Origin of the sequence: Bacillus cereus group sp. MYBK195-1 (assembly GCF_051916605.1) — a bacterium.
In the GTDB taxonomy this organism is placed as follows: Bacteria; Bacillota; Bacilli; order Bacillales; family Bacillaceae_G; genus Bacillus_A; species Bacillus_A cereus.
This window is the reverse complement of the sequence record NZ_JBQAGZ010000004.1, coordinates 24,962-43,267: the sequence shown is the minus strand read 5'-3', so window position 1 is coordinate 43,267 and position 18,306 is coordinate 24,962. Positions and strand designations below refer to the sequence as shown.

Sequence of the window (18,306 nt, the reverse complement as noted above, 5' to 3'; positions counted from 1 at the left end):
AATATCAACAACAATATTAATATTTTGTAATAGACAGAGTGATGATAAAAACTATAAATTTCTTACTTTAAATTCACTTAATCCGTATAATAGGTGTTTATGTTGTTTTATTTCTGTTTTTTCATTTCTTCTTGCCATGTAGCACCAACACCACCTGATGGCGTATTCCAACGGTCTTCCTGTCGTTTAATACGTTCCATGTCTGCATCACTCGGCTTAAATTCTTCTACTTCCTTATGTTGCTGTTCCTTATTATGATGTTGTTCAACTTCTTTATTATTAGGTTTATGATTGGTAGTAGCTTCTTCGGACTTATTATCTGCCTCTACACCTGCTGTACTAGATGCGGGTTTATCGTTGGCTTCAACATTCTTGCCTTCGTTCCTTTGAGACGTGTGGTTGTTTAACTTACTCTCACTAGATCGCACGCCTACGTTTTTTTCTTCCTCCCAACGATTATTTTTTACATCCCATCCATCAGGAATGACTGAATACATTTCCTTATCTTGACCAACATATTCCGCACCAAATAAATTACCATCCTTAAATTGAACTTGTATCACCGCTTCTGGCGCCTCATAAGTATATTCAATTAATTCAGTATCAAATTTCTTAGTTTTAATTGCACTTGTCGCATTACGGTGTAACACCTTAGCTACTTCTTCATATGGCATACCATGTTCAAGTGCTTCAAAGTAATCGACAGGCATCGTAGAACTACTTTCATCTGATGGAAGCTGATACTGCACAATATCAACTTTATCTTCTCTATTTTTCGTATCAAGCGCTTTGTTTTCGTTATCCTTTGGCACGTTATCATCCAACTTTTCCGTGTCCTTTAATTCATCATGCTTTGTTTTATCTACCTTCTTATCGGCTTGCGCGTCCTTCTTCACTTCCTGCTCACTCTTAGGCGTGTCTTTCTTGGTAGAGGCGTTCTCCTGACCACACCCCACTAATAAACTTGACAACAATAATCCTGCTACTAGATACTTTTTCATGTTCATTCTCCCTGTTTGCGCTATATTTATACAATAACATTAGCGTATTTACCTTATATTACCTTATTCCCTTTCGTAATATTATAACAATATATTAAAATATACAACGATTTAATTCTCTATTATGCTATCTATTACGAGACATCTTACGAATTTAATTCTCTCAATCACGCTACGGCTTTCTAACACTTCTTTTGCACACTTTCTTCTTCCCCCAAGATGCACCTCTAATGGAAACAAATGAACAAAATTTCGATAACCTGGTATGTATAGGTACTTATATAAATCAATAATTGATACGTTCACTGTATCGATCAGTCTGGCATTCCAATTAACCTCAATATTCACCCTAACATGCGTTTCTCATTGTAAATAAAAAAACAGCGAATCCTCCATGTAAGAGAATCCGCCATCATAAGTAACTAATTATTTCATATCTATTCTTTCTTTTACTTTCGCTGGGAGCTCGTCTCTCTTCACTTCCTCCCAACCAAACTTTTCTAAGTAATATACACGCAGGGGTGCTTCTTTACGAAAATTCAAGTTGTACCGCTTGTATCATTTCACTGTTTACAAAATACAGTTAGGAACAAAATGCTTCCACTTGAACAACCATTTTGTTCCATGTCGGTTACAATCCTTTGTAGAGTATCAGTATCGGTATCGGTATCGGTATGTTCAAGTTTAATATTTTTTTGTACCAGAACCCACAATTATATTTGGTTCAACCGTTCCTATCACTACCATATCTTTATCAGTGATTATCTTCACCGTTTGATTTTAAATTATAATTTTTTCATAATATATGTAGAAGAAATATAACCTACTAGTTTTTGATCTGCAGTTTTAACTGGATACCATACAAACTGATTGCTACTATCTACAGATTCATCATATGCTGCGTTTCCTTGAATAATCAAGTTCGTATTTTTACTTAATGGTTTCCCACTTGAAGCGGAAGTAGGTTTAGATCTTAAATTTACTCCATCTCTTGTTACAAGTACTTGATCACCTGTTTTTAGGTGATAGATAGAAGGATGTAGATTAGTTAGTGTGTACTCCTTCTTTTTAAATATAATGTTTGTGCTCGTGTTAGGATCATATTCGAAATCAGCTGTACTGAAAGGAAACTGCCCCAATTTTGTATCATTTAAAAAACTGTATTGTTCTAGAATAGAAAACACTTTTTCCTGGTAAGCGTTTAAATTTTTTTGACCGGTAGCTTTATACAAAGGACTGTTTGCAGGTTTTGTTCCATTATAAGCCATAACAGAGAAGTACCAGTTTTCAATTATTTCTGGTCCAGCAACTTTTACCTTAGGTAGATCTGTTCGCTGATACATACTACGAAGAACTTTAACACCTGCTTCAATATTATAATTAATATCATATTTTAACTTTTGTTGATCGAACTGAGGTTGATTGGTAATTTGCATAATCCCAATTCCACCATCTTGTGCTATGATTGGCTGGCCGTTTCCATCAAATTGTTTCCATCCACTTTCTTGTGTAGCTACAGCTTTTACAACTTCAGGAGGAACATTTTCTTTTAATGCTGCGTTCGTTAGTAGGCAATTTATGTGCTGACGAGAGGGATTTTGGTTCGGCTTAACTTCACCATATGGCTCACATGTAGATGCAGCAGAGACATCTTCATAGGACCAACAGAATATCATGAAGCAAGCCAATATCCCTATTCTTAGTAATTGTACTTTCATTCTAGTATTCTCCAATCTATTTAATAATTTATAGTTATACACATTTTACCATAATACATTTCTAATATTCTTTATTTTGAGAATACATAGGGCAATCACGAGAGTGGTAATGGGACACCATGGTCTTGCACGTCAGCCATAGCAGAAATGGACTTTGCCTTTGGTAACAAGAATCCTACTAACGTTAGTCAACTTGCCTCTTTAGAGATAGGAGCTTCAATTTAAATAATGCGTTCTGAGACACAACTCTTCTTCTAAAATAGCATAATAATATTTATCCCACCATTCATTCCCATGTGGTATACACTTCCTGAAATAGCCTTCTCTTCTCATTCCAATCTTCTCCATCACCCGCCGATATGATGGAATATTTTGTGGCTGACATGTAGCTATTATCCTATGTAAATTCATTTCCTTGAAGCCATATTTTACTGTAGCTTGTGCTGCTTCAGAAGCATATCCTTTATTGAAATATTTAGGATTGAACACCCAACCAATCTCATATGTATGCTCACCAAAATATTTATGAAAAACTATATGACCAATCAGAATACCTTTATCAATTAATACTACAGGAAAGTTCTTAGCGTTTTCACCAATGTTTTCATTCACAAAGTTTCTTGCACCTTCTTCAGTAAAAACCCCTTCAGGTATGTATTTCATAACATTAATATCTGATGTATACTCATGAACAGCTTGCCAATCTTTGAACTCAAATCTTCGTATTAATAACCTTTCTGTTTCTATAAACATTACTTTTCCCCCTCAAAGAATTGCAACTATATTTTAAATCCACATTTAACCCTTAAAACAAAAAGAACTTGTAGGACTCTCTACAAGTTCTTTTTAGTTTAAGGTGAATATACGGGCCAAACAAACTATCTTACAGATTGACTGTAGAAACTTTAGGGGTAATGCTTTGACAACTATATTATATAACAAATATTAACATCCACGGTATTTATTTTTGAAAATTATGTGAATTAAGAAAGAAAGTAGTTTTTTTAGCTATTATTGTTAATAACTGACGGTATCCTTATATTTCAAGAAAAAATATAGGTAGCTCGTTAAAGAACCCTGCAGAACAGGTTTATTAACATGTAAAGTGGCAACCTATTTTTCAAAACTACAGAAATTCAACATTTTCGTTATACCGTATGTATAGTAAAAGGCATCGACACCATTCATGTCCCGTACAAAAAAGCGAAGTCTTTAACTAAACTTCGCTTTTCAATGTATTATGAATTACAGGAATTATTGCTAAATGCCAAAAGTGTATTTCTCCAAATATAAATCTTTTTTATTTCAGCTAACTTTGCAAAAGAATTTGATCAAATATAATTAATTATTGATTAACCGCTTTAGCTACAAGTACTGCGTATGCTTCTGCACCTATATTGGTTAAATGCACACCATCAGGTGCAAAGTAGTCTTTCTTTCCAGCACTTGCTGCATACCAATCAACTAGAGTTACATTAGGATATTTAGGTACTGTTACTTTCAGTCTCTCGTTCACAATTGATTCCCACGGACGTGGCACTCTCGTATTAATAAATATTATTTTACGTTCGTTTCCAATTAATTTTATTAATGAAACAAGTTGCTCAGTAGTAAAGGCTCCATTTGTACCTAATCCGATAATGACATAGTTTCCTAAATTCCCTTCATTTTTTAACTGTTCAACTACCGGAATCGCTTTTGACAGCTGACGACCAATTTGCGCATCAATCCTAATATCAGGAAAAGTATTTTTTAAATATGGAGTAATATCAATCATAACGGAATCGCCTATCGCAGTAACTGTGAGTGGATTTTTAGGTTTTGCAGGATTTACTTCTTTTGATTCCCCTTGATTTAGTGGCGTTTCTTGATCTGCATTTTCCCAAACAGCAACTGGATGTGGCGCCGGTTTTGTTTGTACTGTTTCCACCTTATCTTGTTGAGAATTCTCCTTAGCCTTACTAGCATTTGATAACCCTAAAACTGCTATTGACGAAAAGAATAATGAACAAACTAAAGCTAACTTAACACCTAAAGTGACATTTTGAAGTCTTAAGTTCTTAAACTGAATGTTCCGAAGCGCACCTTGTCGGATTGGTTTTTCGATAAACTTCCATGAAATTTGCGCAATCAATATGATTAAAAGAAATTGAAAGATTGCTCTTATTATTGAAAAATCCCCTACATTTACTTTTGGAGTCGTTAATGTAAGAATTGGATAATGCCAGAGGTATATGCCATACGATCTTACCCCTACCCAACGTAAAGGCCTAAATCGCAAAAATTGAGCAATGCGACTAGCTGGATGAGCTAGATTTGCCACTAACAATGCTGTTGCAATTGATAAAAGAACCATTCCTCCCTTGTATAGAAATGGATCATATTGATTGGTCTTCCAAAACATAACCAAAATTATAATAAGAGCTATGCCCCCCACTACATCAAGAATGAAACGCGCCTTCGGGATAATTTTATTAGCAAGCCTATTGCTTGGCCAAACTAAGGCAAGTACCGCTCCGATAAGTAAGGAAAAGGCCCTCGTATCTGTACCATAATATATTCTACTCGGATCAACTCCAGGTTCATATAAATTTGCCATTGCTAAAGCTGAAGCAAACGCTCCTAGACAAATCAATAAAATCATACGGGATTGTTTTTTTATGTAGTAAAGTCCTAAACTAATAATAAACGGCCAGACAACATAGAATTGTTCCTCGACTGCTAACGACCAAAAATGATTTAATGGAGAAATCTGATTAAAATTATCAAAGTAAGATAATTTATGATAAATATACCACCAGTTACTAACATAAAATAATGCCGCTAATGAATCTCCGCGCATTTTTTCAAGTAAAGAGCTATGAAAAATCGTAATCCATGCCAATGTTATAACGAGCATAACAATCATTCCTGGAAGCAATCTTCTTGCTCTACTAAGCCAGAATTTTTTCAAATCAATTCTCTTATTTCTCTTCCACTCCATGGCTAGAATATCTGTAATTAAATAACCTGAAAGTACAAAAAATACTGTAACCCCTAAAAACCCTCCAGGTAACCAATTAAAATTAATATGATACAAAATAACACCTAGTATAGCTAGCCCTCTTAGACTGTCCAACCCAACCATATAACGACTATTTTTTTTAAAAGGTTTAGTCATCCTATATTCACCTCTATTTCTTGGTAACTAGGTTAATAATAACGGCATAAAATGCTATTAATTTCCTAAAATCATATAAGCTAAATAAACCATTACAAACATCATTTTGTAAGGCTTTTTTTTATATTTACATGCACAGCAATAAATACTTTATCACGTTATCTGGCTCTGTTGTGAAAATTTTTATAGTAGATGTTTTTACTCTTCCTAAACAAGAGAAATTTGCCCAATCAAAAATTTATATACCGTGTGTCTTAAAGTAAAATTTTGATACGTTTTTACAGAGATGCCAAGGCCTGTGACATTTTGAATATAATCGATAATGCATATGTAAAAGATTTTGCATATAAAAATATAACAAAAAGAGGATATGCATAATTGCATATTCCTCTTAATTGTAAAGCGCTTTCATTTTTAGAAAAATCCTCTTTAATATTTTAAATCTCTTTGTTAGCTTGATAGCGAAATGGTATAGCAAACAAACCATAGTCTGGATATTTCCGTAAGTATCAATTGGAAGAATGAAGGGATAGGGCTTCTAACCACAATAATTATGGCGATACCCTACTAATAAGTTAGAATTCGATTGAGCCCATTACTTATTAATTTCCCTCGTCTATACGAGATAATAGTGGGAGTAGTTCAATAATGGGATAATCTTCATAAAGTAAAATGACGCGTAGACTTTGAGGATTTCTGGATGTAATAATCAGCTCGATAAATCGAGCTGATTATTTTTTGAGGATTTCATCATTCTTTTTGATTTTGGGGCCATGTTAAATTATATAAAAGTGCTAAAATTCAAAAGAACGTGTATAAAAAGTGACAAACAAAAGATATATTGTTAATAGCAATAATATTAATACACAAGTAAAATACAAGATGGAAATACGCTTTCTATTCTCTTTCCAATTACGTATACTGGAAATTATAAAACTTACTATCACCATGCAACAAATCCCTATCAAAAACACCAATACATACTCGTGAATAATAACACCACAAATTAAAAATATAACTGCTAATATTGCTAATAGTGAATGAACTACACGCAAAAATAACCTCTCCTTACCTCATTGGAAACATATTAATGTACTATTATTTTATTTAGCAAACAGATGGTTTCCAATTTGTGCAACGGTTTGACGTGTTGTAATCCATTTATCAGTCGAGGTTTTGGGATTGTAGAAATAAAGCCAATCAGAATTTGTTCCTTTTGAAGTGAGAGCCTCTTCTACTGCCATTCTTGCTTCCTGTGTAGCTTGCTGATTAATTCTACCGTCTGTAACAGGAGTAAATGCATAACCATTTTTAATGGGTTCATAAATTACACCTGTAATTGTATTTGGAAAACCATTTGCGTTAGCACGATTTAATACTACCTTTGCAACTGCAACCTTTCCTGCATACGGTTCTCCTCCTGCTTCTGCATTTACTAATCGAGCCATTAAATCCACTTCTTGTAATGAAATACCAGTATCAATCTTTAAGTGCTGCCCGACAAAAATATGATTTTCATCTACGTTATTGTTTTGTTTTATTGACTGTATTGAAACCTTATATTGTTGTGATATAGAACTTAGTGTATCCCCGCTTTTCACTTGGTAAATTGCTTGATATGTATTAGTTGAAACTGTTGAATTATTTTTTTGAACATATTTGTTTGCAGTTGACGATACCGGAATTGTTAAACGTTCTCCAATATTAATTTGATCATTTGCTTTATTGTTTTCTTGTTTAAGTGATTGTACAGAAACCTCATATTGTTTACTTATTGCTTCTAGGGTATCATTCTTTTGAACCGTATAAACCGTTGAAGCCGCAGTCCCTACTGGATTTGTTACTACTGTAATCATTGCAGCAGATAATGGTAACCAGGTTTTCGCCTTACATAACTTCATTCAAAAAAGCCTCCTAAAAATTATTAAGTACTCTTAATATGTTTAAGTTAAAACAAATCAAGCTATCTATAGCGTAACAAAACATTGAATTCAAGTCATTGAATTTGTATTTCTATATAATAACTGAGTTGCTTACAATATTGAAATTGAATTATTATAGTTATGTTTCAAAAGAATTGAACAATCTAATTCTTAAACTAAATATGGTGAAAGTAGAGGCTGATTTCAATTGCCTAATAGTTTCTTCCCAAAGAACTGTTTCTATATGCTATACTGACTCCTAATTAATTGTAGAAGGAATGATAAAAATGAGTGATAGATCCTCAAGACGATGGAAAATGCAACAAAAATTACGAGCACTGAAAACCAAAAATAACAATGATACAAACCCTTTGTTTAATGAATGTATTGAATCCCTCGGAGCAGAAACTCTCATTTTCTCTCAAAATAAAAGCCAACAGATTGTAAATACTTTAATAAATTCATTTCCTATAACTGTATCTGGAAGAATAGATTGGGAACAGATAGACAATCAATTAATAGCTTTAAATAAAGAGCAACTAATTTCCCTTATTAAAGAAAACAAACCAGATTTTGATGAACAGGTTTTTATATTATGGGATAATAATGAAATCCCTGTAATAAGCACAAATCTTGATAAAGTATTCCAATCACTAGTTGATATTGATGCAGTCAGTTTTTATTTCTGGTTATTGGATAAAGAATATAAATTTATAATTGAAATAAAAAATGAAGAAATGATTATGGTTGGATTTAGCTAATAATCCAATCCACTTTCCTCATTCTTTTTTTCTATAAATGAGCTTTTTCCACCGAAGCTATGTCGCCTTTAGCAATACGAGTACCTCTTTCAATTTCATGATCTTGCATAATTATCCTCTTTAGGAACTTCATTGTTAACAACCAACACTCCGACTTCTCCATGGCAACTACTGTCCACCGTTCCAAGAACATTGTGTTCCTCGTTATACCGATACGGGGATGTACCTGCAATTCATATCCTGGTAGAGCCTTAAAAACTTATATTTTTGGGACACTAGCATGTTTCTTTTTTCATTTATAAGTTTAATATTTCTTATACGGCATTTGGATTTTGCGATGTAATTTCAATCGAGAATGGGAATTCCCTCTCACTACTTGTCTATTGTCTATTGTCTTGTTATTCGCTTTTTCCTAGTGGGTTATAGCAAACGACAAGACTATTATTTTTTCTTCTAATCCCGTACTTATATTCTTTGATTTTGTTATTTTTCCTTAACAAAAAACAAGACGCCAACCAGATCACGATCACGGAAGCGCCTACAATACTTGCTATAAACTTAACTAAACTTATTTACCTTCACGTCATTTACTTCTTTGTTTCCATACCCCATTCTCTTTACGATAAGTATTCTTTCCATTCATGAATCCCGCTGTATTACCAGGAATGCTATATTTTTTATTCTTAGCTTTCTTCTTCATTCTCTTTTCTTCTTGAACAGCTTGCAGATCCACCTTCCATTGTTTTAACAAATCCTCTTTACGTCGCATCGAATTTGTACCCCTTATATCGAAAAATAAATTTAATAATCATATTATATACATTTAAATATATTTTTCAATAAAAAGAGAGCACCCCCGCTACCGGTGCTCTCAATGTGAATCGGGGTTTTCCTGAGCATTGAATAGGACACGAAGAACTCGTCCTATTACATAATATGCTTGTCCTTATAATAATGTGCATTAAAAAAGCACCCTCGCACAGGTTCCAAATAATACATATACTTTGAATTAACTAACATGTTCGAAAAGACCTTTCCATATCATTCTATGATTATAAATTATCTTTATACTTAAATGACTCCTTAAGTATGTTTAATGTATAATTTCTATATAACTAAAAAAAAGCACCTGCATCATATAACTTTCTATCTTTCTTAACTATTCGCTTTATGTTTGGTGGTTGGGAGAAAACCAAGAATCTTCTCATTTATACTCCGTAGGTTCAGTCAGTACTTCTGTTGTCCCCTCACCTTCGCTCACCAATTATGGTTATGCAACATGATACCTACTAACAAATAAATCTATATATACAGTTTAAAAAATATATGGTTGAGTGTTAAAATTGCATAGGTACTCTTTAACGTATTCCCCGAAAGAATTCTCCTTCCTCAAGCGTGTGAAGGGCGTAGCCCTACGATAGGTCGGAGATGACTTTCGGTTTGGCATAGCCAAAAACTTTTGATAAACTTGCTATATGAAGTTCTTTGATAACTTGATATAGAAGGTTGCAGGAAGAAAATAGAGTGCGAAAACCAAGCCATTCGGTTCCTGCGTAAAATATCAACCGTACCAACAGAGCATCCATGCGTTGGACCTAGGGATGGAACACCCCGAAGTAACGCTCAGGGAGACGAAAGGTTACTTTCGTCGTGGAACTGAGAAGCTCCCCCATCAAGCTTTGCTAAGTGGCGAGTAGTTCACGGAGTTCTCATATAAATTAACAAGAGTTTAAGAATTCTCGAATCTTAACCCCTTGGAGCGCCCTCCAAGGGGCTGAACTAATTAAAATATAGATTATATGCACCTTTATTATTTTCATTGACTCTATATATTGCATATACGTAATATTTTTGTGAAACATCACGGGTTTCAAATACAACATTTTTTAAAGAACTCTTATCTTTCCATAAGAGTTCTTTTTTAATAATGCATTTGTTTAAATTCTTAAATTTGGCCAGACAGTCCAGTAATTCTCAATACTTTGTCAATCTTCCTGATTGTCGAAACCCATATACATAATTATTTTCACCTCGGCATCCTAATAATACAATATTTAAAAAATAGATGAAGTTATGTACCAACAAACAAATTTTACATGAATCAATTACCAAAAATAGATGAAAATTTTTGGCTATAGCGCATTTACCTTTATGAATATGAGATACAGACGAAATACGGGGAAAAATAGGTCATAGGACAGAAATGATATCTGAAACTTCCAAACTATCTTTTTATTTCCGTTCGACATAATATGACAATATAAAGATGTATAATGTGTTATTATTACTGTTGCAATCTTAAATTTTACATAATTGGAGGAACAAACGTGGGAAAAATATTTAAGTTTGGATGCCTAGGCATTATAGTTTTATTTGTAATCGGAATAATTGCTATGGTTGCTGGTGGCGGTGATTCAACAGAAACAACTTCAACAGACACTACAGCAGTATCAAAAGAAGGGGTATCTTCTGATGTGAAAATCGCTGTAGGATCTATGGAAACAGTAGATTCTGTAGGCAATGAATATACAAAAGAACAAGCACAAGGTGTATTTAAAATTTTAGAAGTTACACTTACTAATAATCAAAAAGACGCTATCACTGTTGATGCTAACAGCTTTAAATTAGTAGATAGTAAAGGTCGCGAATTCACATATTCAACACAAGGTCAAACATCTTTTGACTTAGCTAACGGTGGAAAAACTGACTTCTTCTTAAAACAATTGAATCCTGGTTTAACACAAACAGGTAAAATTGTATTTGATATACCAAAAGATGCTGAAGGAATTTTCTTAAAAGCTAGTGGTGGTATGACGGGTAAAGAAATTAAGTTAAAAGTAGAATAGTAAAAAGGTACTCGAAAGAGTACCTTTTTTTCTCACTGACCGACATTACATAACACGGGAAAATAAGATGTGGATGAGAGTCCAATACATATTATTAAAATTAAGACGGTTCAAGTATGAGAAAGGCTCCTTAAGTTAGCTATTCTCTTTGAAAAGTAACTTTACACATAGAAAAAATCTCATATATTGAGGCTTTATAGTAAACATTTTAGTATTTTCTTCCTACAAACTCTCAGCGGGAAGAATCATAAAAAAACATTGAATTACTGAAGAATTCTGTCCTCAACATTACATTAGATTTGCATCATATTTATTAATCGTGAATACATTTCACGTTCTTCTTTCGACTTTTTTATATAATTGTGAGCAGCATGAAAAACATCCAAAAATTGATTAAGAAAAAGAAATTCCAAAATCTTCCACAATGATTTCCCATTAAACCTACTATGATAATAAACGTCTAATTTTTTCTACACAAAGGTTCTGTATACTCATATATATTTATTTTAGCTTTAAGATACGTTCAATTTCCTCCACACTCAACTTACTTGCTTTTGCAATAGTTTCAAGTGGTACACCAATTTCATGCATTCCTCGGATTATCTGCATCTTACCTTGCTCGATTCCTTTTTCCATGCCCTCTTGTTCTGCATGCGCTAACTTAGCTTGTTCATCTAGAAGTAATTTCTCTCGAGCTTCATATGCTGTTCGGAAAGAAGAATCATGGATCATATTTTACCATTTATTACCTTTTGTAAAATTGGATCTTGATTCATCGCAATCTCCTCCAATATTTGAGTAAAATTCTTCACACATTATTGAGATTCTTCTCCGTCTAGAAAATTAAAATTACCATCAATAAGATTCTGTAAATACTCATCAAAGCTGTTTGCAATCACTTCATATTCATCAGGATCATGTAAAAAACGAATGATTTGACCACATACACCTTCATCAGAAGGATTAAAATCAATATACAGCTTTGATGTTCCACCGTTGTTCATACAATCTGAAAAGTGAATATACGTGCCAGGGAGAAGTCCTTCTGGATTTATCTTGGAGTCAACAGTATCCTCTTCATCTTGGTATTCTAAAAGATAGGAGACGTCTTCTCCTTCTTTTGAACTTTCGATCATTTCCTGTGTAGAAAGCAAATAATATGGATACTCTTCAACATCTGAACCTAAAATACATACCGTGACTTCGTTTTCTCCATATTTCCGCCAATATGTACCATCGATATTTTCAAGTAAAGTGATTAACGATTGTGGACAATTTGGATATTTCGTTCTTAATATATCAATATCCCCTTTTGTAGCACCGTATGCTTTATTTAGTGCTTCGAGATCATCTGTTGATAATGCTACTTTCAAACCGTTTAAAAATTTTTTTACCAAATCCATTATTTTGTCCTCCCCAAAAACGAATATAAATTTTCTTAGTCTATATACCTAACATAAATAAGATTTGACCTTTAACCGTTTACACATCCAATTTAATTAGTACCATTACGTTCTAGCTCTTCTCGATTAAAGTATTGTTCTAGTAACTCTTTACCTGTTTTGATTGTAGTATAGTACTCTCCACCATACAGTTTCCCTTCTGATGGTTTATGGAAATCTTCGTATTTAGGGAAGTCTTCATTCTCTTCAAATGATTTCTTTGCAACTTCCATGTCTTCTGCTTCTATTTTAGCAAACAATCTACCTATACCGAATAACCCTTCATCATCAATACTTTCTTCTATAAGATAGTGTTCCTCTTCCTCTATAGGTGTCATTTTACTTTTTCTAACAGAATATAGATGACCCGTTTCTTCTTCTCTTACCGTAATAAAAATCCAACCAACTCTTACAACTGTACAAGGTTCTAATCCTAATAGTGTATAAGCAACTACCTTTTGGTCTTTCACATATTTCCCCATTTTATCTACCCCTTGTTGTTTATTTTGTTTAAAAGTTAAAATATTTTCAACGTGGTGATACATATCTATAACCATATAAAACCGTAATTTCCTTTACTACAACTGTTTTTTTTCAATGCTTTTCACTACCTCCTTTCCTGTTAAACAATTCATATATTAAATATAAATTGCAAATTCTATAGGTTCCTTTTTATTCCCATTTTGGTCATCCTTTTCGTTCCTATTAATAATTTTTTCTACTTCTATTAAGCCAATTATTGTCTATGAAAACATTGAATATTCCCATTTTTATCATACAGGATAAAGAATGATTACACCAATTATTACCATGCGTTTCTAAATTTTTTTGAAATGACGTTATTACTTTTTAACAAGTTTATTATTCGCGTACATCAAGTGTACAATGATATTTATTTTGCCATTATTGAAACAGAGTAAGATAGTAGCTAGTTCATCTTAAAGCGAGCTTTTTAATTCTAAATACAAAGAGCTATCATCATTAAACATGATGATAGCTCTTATATTAATCTAAACTAATTTCTTGATTATTTTTTTATAAATCCCCACCAACTAAAACAAGTTGTAATTGTTCATATATTTCCTGTGTATCAGGTGTACTTTCTGCCTGCTTACGTTCACGTTTAACTGTAGTATCATTTTCCACTAGTATTTCTTCTTTAGTTTCTGCGACCATTTCTATGTGCTCTAGTACAGCTACACGCTCTAAGCCTTCCATTTCATCTAAATCTTCTACATCATCTGCATCGTCAATTATTTCTGATTCTCCTGTTTTTATAATCTCTCTCTGTTCTTTTTTCAATTCAATTACTGCTGATTGCTCTTGTACTATGCTCTCTTTTTCAAGGCTAAATTGAGCAACTTCAATTACCTCTAAAGGTTTATTTTTAGTATTTGCAATTTTATTTGCTTTTGCTATAGCAATTTTCACTTTCATCGCTCTTAATGAAGAGGATATTTTATTTAGTATTCTTCCTAATCCATAGAAACGAATTGCCTCAACTATAACACCCATTGCAATTCCAAAAATCCATGAGCTTGAAAAATACCCAACTAAGCTAAATATTATAACTCCTGGTAAATATAAGCTAGCATAGGCTATTAAATTAGGTATAGCTTTTTCTACTGTTAATTTGAAGCTATATTTAATTATTAAATATATAGCACTTAACCCCACTATTAAACCAGCCAAATTTAATAATAAATTTTTAAAAGTTTCACCTATCATTATAATTTCCTCCCTTTATGAAAGAAAATGCTCTAAAGGCAAATCTATTAGAGGGTTATAGGATGGTTTCACCTCATGTAAAACCTTCTCTACTATAATTTCTGCATATTTAAGCATATAGTCAGTTAAACTATTACCCTCTTCTAACACGCTTCCATAATCCACCTTCGGAAACAAGATTTTCTACTCTTTTACCATTTCACTAATACAATAATTCATTTCATATTCATTGAAATTGAACTTTAACACCTAGAAATATTTAAATAACTTATTGAGGTTTTTCTTCAGTACCAAACTTCAAATTGAAAATCCCATTATCAATCGCATCTTTTATACTTTGAACTGTACGCTCAATGCCCCCAATTATTGTGCAAAGTAGTAAGGAAACACACTGTCCTATATCCGCAACAACATGTGCAAAGCAAAAAGCAGATTGATATATTTTACCTTCTACTAGAACTTCTATCATCTGCTGATGAGTACCAGATCTCTCAACTTCCTCTAAAATCTTAGCTATTCGCTCAAATCCATTTAGTTCATTCGTTTTAGTAGTAACATACATTATTTTTACTCCTACTACTTAGTATGAAATTTGTTTAATAAGTTAGTGGAAGTGTTACAAACCCTTTAGAGTAACTGCATAATAAAATTCCTTTTCAAATATATACAACACCCTTCATCCTTTCCTTATGGAAATATCTATATAAACGGCATAAGCCTAATTGTTTTTAAACACAAAAAACCCTTTCGGGTATATGAATTTTTGTAAGCAAGGCTGCTTTACAAAGTCATTTCCCCGAAAGGGTTGTAGTATTTATGGATTAAAAAAAGAAAAAGAAAGTCTTACATACATTATATAAATTATCATCATCATATTCAATTTATTTTCAACAGAATATTCAGACCCCTATTTGTATTCAAGTTCTATTTTTCTTTATAATATGGATATATTTTAAAGGATTAAGCTATAATTCCTCATTACCTTCTGATAGCATGTAGAAAAAAGTCAAGATTCTAATAATTTTCCTTTTTTACTATAATTAGATTGATATATGCAGACTATTTGTTTGCTATAGTTCCTTATCCCTTCTTGATATTATATGATATTTCACCACTGAAGACCTCTAAAATAACATTATTTAGGGACCTCCAATTATGTATAAAAGCACTAACTTTATATACTTAAAATATAACATGTGTAACTTTTGACTAAGTTTGATAATTCGCCTTTAACTATTAGTTCTATATTAGGAGTGGATCTTATGGAAGGAAAAACATTGATAAAATATATTTTTTACTTTTTTTCTTATTTACTTGTTTATATACCCTCATTTCCAGTTATAGTTATTCTTAGTATGGCTGGTGCTTCTCCTGATGTAGAACATACTATACTAGAATGGATAATTACGATTTTTGAGTTATCTGTTACAATTTTAGGTGCTTGGTTTTTTAACTTTATTTTCAAAAATATAATAGGAATTAAGAAGAATACAAAATTCACCTGGACTATCTGTATTCTTCATTTAATTCTTATTCCTTGGACATGGAGACTTCTTCTTTATTATTAAGTTATCAATCTTTTTTATTAATAAAACTACATTTCAAATCCTGATTATTTAATCGTGTACTTGCATACTAAAAAAATAAATTCCTGTGTTTGTCTTAAACAAATATTCTTCATAACAGCATGCATAATAACCTCCTGGATCTAATTTAATCCAATAAACCTCATCTGGTTCTTGTTTGAATACATTTAATAACTGCTCTATTATAAATTCCTTCGGAGTCAATCCATGTAAATCATATCCGCACGGTATTTTCCCAAACCAAGAAGACTCTCCATTGGAATATTGGCAAATTAGGAATTCTTTTTTCCATTCTTTCAAGCGGATGAGTTCTAATGTGTCATTACTAGTAGCATATGTCGCCTTTTTGGCAAGTACAAAAATATTGTCCTCTTTATTTTCTGACATAATACTAAGCTCATAATAATTCCTCACGTATTCATCTGTATTTATATCTGCAAAATCACTTAAGATTTTATTAATTGTATTCATTTTTTACTCCTTTTAAACGTTGCTTTAAAATAAAGTTTAATCAAAAATCTCTTACCAAATTAGATTCTATGACTCACAAAAAAGAATCGATTTTAAAAAAAGATTGATTAGAATCAACTCTTTCTTTAGGATTGCATGAACAGTTTTCATAAAAAAATTTGTTCATTTTCTGTTCATGTTCCTAGAAAATATAAACTTTTGGTTGATTCATTCTAAAGAGATATTTCATACTGATACAACTTAATTCATAACTTTATACTTTTTAAAATTATACGACTTTCATTTAAAAATATAGCATTTAGAACTAACATAACCATCTATCGTTTAAGAGTTAGATGGTTATGTTAGTTATTGAAAAACCAATACAAACTTTCATTTTCTGTAAAAAGCAGCAAAACCATTCATGCACTTTGCGTCGAAAAAACAAAGTTATCAATAGAACCTATTACATATTATTTTTGATATACAATTATTTTATAAGTTCATAAATGTTACTACTGTTTTGAATTTTCTCTGACGTTAGCCAGAGTGAATAGCTTGTTCTATCTTTGTTGGATACAAATATATCAAATTTCTCGTTATGTAGTTCTTCTTTAAGAATCGTGACCACCTTTGTCAAATCCTCCATTACATCGGGATCATTTTTATACTCCATAGAACTGTCATTAAAAACTATCGTAGCTTCATATTTTGGGCATTTCCCTTCCTTCGGATGTGCACAAGTAATATCTTTAATTACAAAGCGGTCATTTTGAATTTCTTTTAATCTTTCAACGACTTTTGTTTGTGTTTCAATTAAATATGTCCAATAACCGCTTACTGTGTCTTTCATTGTTAGTAGAAGTTCTTCTTTCGTTATACCCTTTTGCACATCTTCGAAAGGAAGACCAATCGATTTATCATTATGATCCTCAATTTCAAGTTCTGTTATCTTTCTATTACTCTTTTGAATGAGTTGGAATAATGCATGTAAACGATCTAATTCTATAGTTTCAAATTGACTATAATCGATTTCCTTACTCATTTTTAAGGTTAATAACAACTCATCTGTTGGTTTTTCTGCTGCATTGTTATAATCTACTATATATTGAAGAACATTTTTATTTTCAGATTCCTCGTAACCTAACTTTTTCATTTCTTCAAGAATGGGTTTGAATTTCTTATATTCCTCGTATGTGTTTTTCCCATATTCGTATTCATCACCTTGTATTGTGGAATAGAAGATACCATTTACCTCTACTCGAAATTGAATATTTTTATTATCCTTTGCCTGAACAGTATGGTACGTATGTCCCATATTTCCTTCATGTATCCCGCCCCAATCTGTTACAACAACATCGAAACCATGTTTTTCTTTTATATATTTTTTCACCTGATCTTCATTTTCATAATTGCACCCACTCAAACATAAGAAACATAACACTAATAACCATACATTTTTCATTCTTTTCATATAACCCCTCATATCCCTTCCTTACATAAGAAACGTTCTCTGGTTGAATACTGTAAAAATATTAAAAGGTAAAGTAATCTTTTGAATAACGTACTTCATTCGTTCAATTATTTTCTCGCTAGCGCCAAGGTAGGTTACTCCATAATCTCGGCGGGGAAAATTACAAAAAACATTGAATTGCTGAGAATTTCAATTCTTAACATTAAATCAGATTTGCA

The 18,306-nt window shown here is 32.2% G+C and carries 15 protein-coding genes and 3 pseudogenes; 3 read left to right on the top strand and 15 right to left on the bottom strand.

Annotation, left to right across the window (positions count from 1 at the left end):
• Positions 1 to 107: 107 nt before the first annotated feature.
• The 6 genes and pseudogenes from ACTFRY_RS18745 to ACTFRY_RS18720 all read right to left on the bottom strand — a co-directional run bounded on the left by ACTFRY_RS18745 (position 108) and on the right by ACTFRY_RS18720 (position 7,780).
• Positions 108 to 1,001, bottom strand: a complete 894-nt coding sequence (locus ACTFRY_RS18745) for a hypothetical protein (RefSeq protein WP_098617241.1) — start codon at positions 999 to 1,001, stop codon at positions 108 to 110.
• 426 nt (positions 1,002 to 1,427) lie between these two features.
• Positions 1,428 to 1,541 (bottom strand): annotated as a pseudogene (locus ACTFRY_RS18740) (YxeA family protein); the annotation flags it as partial.
• Between the two features lie 245 nt (positions 1,542 to 1,786).
• A complete protein-coding gene (locus ACTFRY_RS18735) occupies positions 1,787 to 2,719 on the bottom strand; it encodes a transglycosylase SLT domain-containing protein (protein ID WP_069604164.1) in 933 nt (310 codons plus the stop codon).
• Between the two features lie 216 nt (positions 2,720 to 2,935).
• On the bottom strand, positions 2,936 to 3,472 hold the full coding sequence (locus ACTFRY_RS18730; protein ID WP_098617240.1) for a GNAT family N-acetyltransferase: 537 nt from the start codon (positions 3,470 to 3,472) through the stop codon (positions 2,936 to 2,938).
• 592 nt (positions 3,473 to 4,064) lie between these two features.
• On the bottom strand, positions 4,065 to 5,879 hold the full coding sequence (locus ACTFRY_RS18725) for an acyltransferase family protein (protein WP_069604162.1): 1,815 nt from the start codon (positions 5,877 to 5,879) through the stop codon (positions 4,065 to 4,067).
• 1,103 nt (positions 5,880 to 6,982) lie between these two features.
• On the bottom strand, positions 6,983 to 7,780 hold the full coding sequence (locus ACTFRY_RS18720) for a cell wall hydrolase (RefSeq protein ID WP_071732394.1): 798 nt from the start codon (positions 7,778 to 7,780) through the stop codon (positions 6,983 to 6,985).
• Positions 7,781 to 8,088: 308 nt separating this feature from the next.
• Here ACTFRY_RS18720 and ACTFRY_RS18715 point away from each other — a divergent pair, with 308 nt between their 5' ends.
• The gene (locus tag ACTFRY_RS18715; RefSeq protein WP_071732393.1) at positions 8,089 to 8,562 is read left to right on the top strand and encodes a CDI toxin immunity protein; all 474 of its coding nucleotides are present in this window, start codon (positions 8,089 to 8,091) and stop codon (positions 8,560 to 8,562) included.
• A gap of 583 nt (positions 8,563 to 9,145) precedes the next feature.
• Here ACTFRY_RS18715 and ACTFRY_RS18710 read toward each other — a convergent pair.
• Complete coding sequence (locus tag ACTFRY_RS18710; RefSeq protein WP_001253021.1) at positions 9,146 to 9,331, bottom strand: hypothetical protein; 186 nt, start codon at positions 9,329 to 9,331, stop codon at positions 9,146 to 9,148.
• A 1,558-nt stretch (positions 9,332 to 10,889) separates the two neighbouring features.
• On the opposite strand from ACTFRY_RS18710, the gene ACTFRY_RS18705 reads away from it, so the two are divergent.
• Complete coding sequence (locus tag ACTFRY_RS18705) at positions 10,890 to 11,408, top strand: DUF4352 domain-containing protein (protein ID WP_098617236.1); 519 nt, start codon at positions 10,890 to 10,892, stop codon at positions 11,406 to 11,408.
• 501 nt (positions 11,409 to 11,909) lie between these two features.
• Here the strand turns inward: ACTFRY_RS18705 and ACTFRY_RS18700 are convergent.
• The 6 genes and pseudogenes from ACTFRY_RS18700 to ACTFRY_RS18675 all read right to left on the bottom strand — a co-directional run.
• A pseudogene (locus tag ACTFRY_RS18700) lies at positions 11,910 to 12,217 on the bottom strand (Rpn family recombination-promoting nuclease/putative transposase); the annotation flags it as partial.
• 6 nt (positions 12,218 to 12,223) lie between these two features.
• Entirely contained in the window at positions 12,224 to 12,811 is a 588-nt protein-coding gene (locus ACTFRY_RS18695) for an SMI1/KNR4 family protein (protein ID WP_098617235.1), read from the bottom strand.
• Positions 12,812 to 12,903: 92 nt separating this feature from the next.
• Positions 12,904 to 13,332, bottom strand: a complete 429-nt coding sequence (locus ACTFRY_RS18690) for a hypothetical protein (protein ID WP_031312909.1) — start codon at positions 13,330 to 13,332, stop codon at positions 12,904 to 12,906.
• 46 nt (positions 13,333 to 13,378) lie between these two features.
• Positions 13,379 to 13,524: pseudogene (locus ACTFRY_RS18685) on the bottom strand (transposase); the annotation flags it as partial.
• A 361-nt stretch (positions 13,525 to 13,885) separates the two neighbouring features.
• On the bottom strand, positions 13,886 to 14,578 hold the full coding sequence (locus tag ACTFRY_RS18680; protein ID WP_086392579.1) for a hypothetical protein: 693 nt from the start codon (positions 14,576 to 14,578) through the stop codon (positions 13,886 to 13,888).
• A 268-nt stretch (positions 14,579 to 14,846) separates the two neighbouring features.
• Entirely contained in the window at positions 14,847 to 15,140 is a 294-nt protein-coding gene (locus ACTFRY_RS18675) for a hypothetical protein (protein ID WP_074593152.1), read from the bottom strand.
• Between the two features lie 700 nt (positions 15,141 to 15,840).
• Here ACTFRY_RS18675 and ACTFRY_RS18670 point away from each other — a divergent pair.
• Complete coding sequence (locus tag ACTFRY_RS18670; protein ID WP_000398639.1) at positions 15,841 to 16,146, top strand: hypothetical protein; 306 nt, start codon at positions 15,841 to 15,843, stop codon at positions 16,144 to 16,146.
• Positions 16,147 to 16,194: 48 nt separating this feature from the next.
• Here the strand turns inward: ACTFRY_RS18670 and ACTFRY_RS18665 are convergent, their stop codons facing one another.
• Entirely contained in the window at positions 16,195 to 16,635 is a 441-nt protein-coding gene (locus ACTFRY_RS18665; RefSeq protein ID WP_001092362.1) for a hypothetical protein, read from the bottom strand.
• Between the two features lie 469 nt (positions 16,636 to 17,104).
• Positions 17,105 to 18,088 carry a hypothetical protein gene (locus ACTFRY_RS18660; protein ID WP_097863208.1) on the bottom strand — a complete coding sequence of 328 codons (984 nt, stop codon included), beginning with the start codon at positions 18,086 to 18,088 and terminating at the stop codon, positions 17,105 to 17,107.
• Between the last annotated feature and the right edge of the window lie 218 nt (positions 18,089 to 18,306).

Coding starts and splice junctions, on each gene's coding strand:
- ACTFRY_RS18675 (WP_074593152.1), bottom strand. CDS start 15,140: ATGTATGTTACTACTAAAACGAATGAACTAAATGGATTTGAGCGAATA.
- ACTFRY_RS18710 (WP_001253021.1), bottom strand. CDS start 9,331: ATGCGACGTAAAGAGGATTTGTTAAAACAATGGAAGGTGGATCTGCAA.
- ACTFRY_RS18715 (WP_071732393.1), top strand. CDS start 8,089: ATGAGTGATAGATCCTCAAGACGATGGAAAATGCAACAAAAATTACGA.
- ACTFRY_RS18670 (WP_000398639.1), top strand. CDS start 15,841: ATGGAAGGAAAAACATTGATAAAATATATTTTTTACTTTTTTTCTTAT.
- ACTFRY_RS18745 (WP_098617241.1), bottom strand. CDS start 1,001: ATGAAAAAGTATCTAGTAGCAGGATTATTGTTGTCAAGTTTATTAGTG.
- ACTFRY_RS18660 (WP_097863208.1), bottom strand. CDS start 18,088: ATGAAAAGAATGAAAAATGTATGGTTATTAGTGTTATGTTTCTTATGT.
- ACTFRY_RS18680 (WP_086392579.1), bottom strand. CDS start 14,578: ATGATAGGTGAAACTTTTAAAAATTTATTATTAAATTTGGCTGGTTTA.
- ACTFRY_RS18735 (WP_069604164.1), bottom strand. CDS start 2,719: ATGAAAGTACAATTACTAAGAATAGGGATATTGGCTTGCTTCATGATA.
- ACTFRY_RS18725 (WP_069604162.1), bottom strand. CDS start 5,879: ATGACTAAACCTTTTAAAAAAAATAGTCGTTATATGGTTGGGTTGGAC.
- ACTFRY_RS18690 (WP_031312909.1), bottom strand. CDS start 13,332: ATGGGGAAATATGTGAAAGACCAAAAGGTAGTTGCTTATACACTATTA.
- ACTFRY_RS18695 (WP_098617235.1), bottom strand. CDS start 12,811: ATGGATTTGGTAAAAAAATTTTTAAACGGTTTGAAAGTAGCATTATCA.
- ACTFRY_RS18665 (WP_001092362.1), bottom strand. CDS start 16,635: ATGAATACAATTAATAAAATCTTAAGTGATTTTGCAGATATAAATACA.
- ACTFRY_RS18720 (WP_071732394.1), bottom strand. CDS start 7,780: ATGAAGTTATGTAAGGCGAAAACCTGGTTACCATTATCTGCTGCAATG.
- ACTFRY_RS18730 (WP_098617240.1), bottom strand. CDS start 3,472: ATGTTTATAGAAACAGAAAGGTTATTAATACGAAGATTTGAGTTCAAA.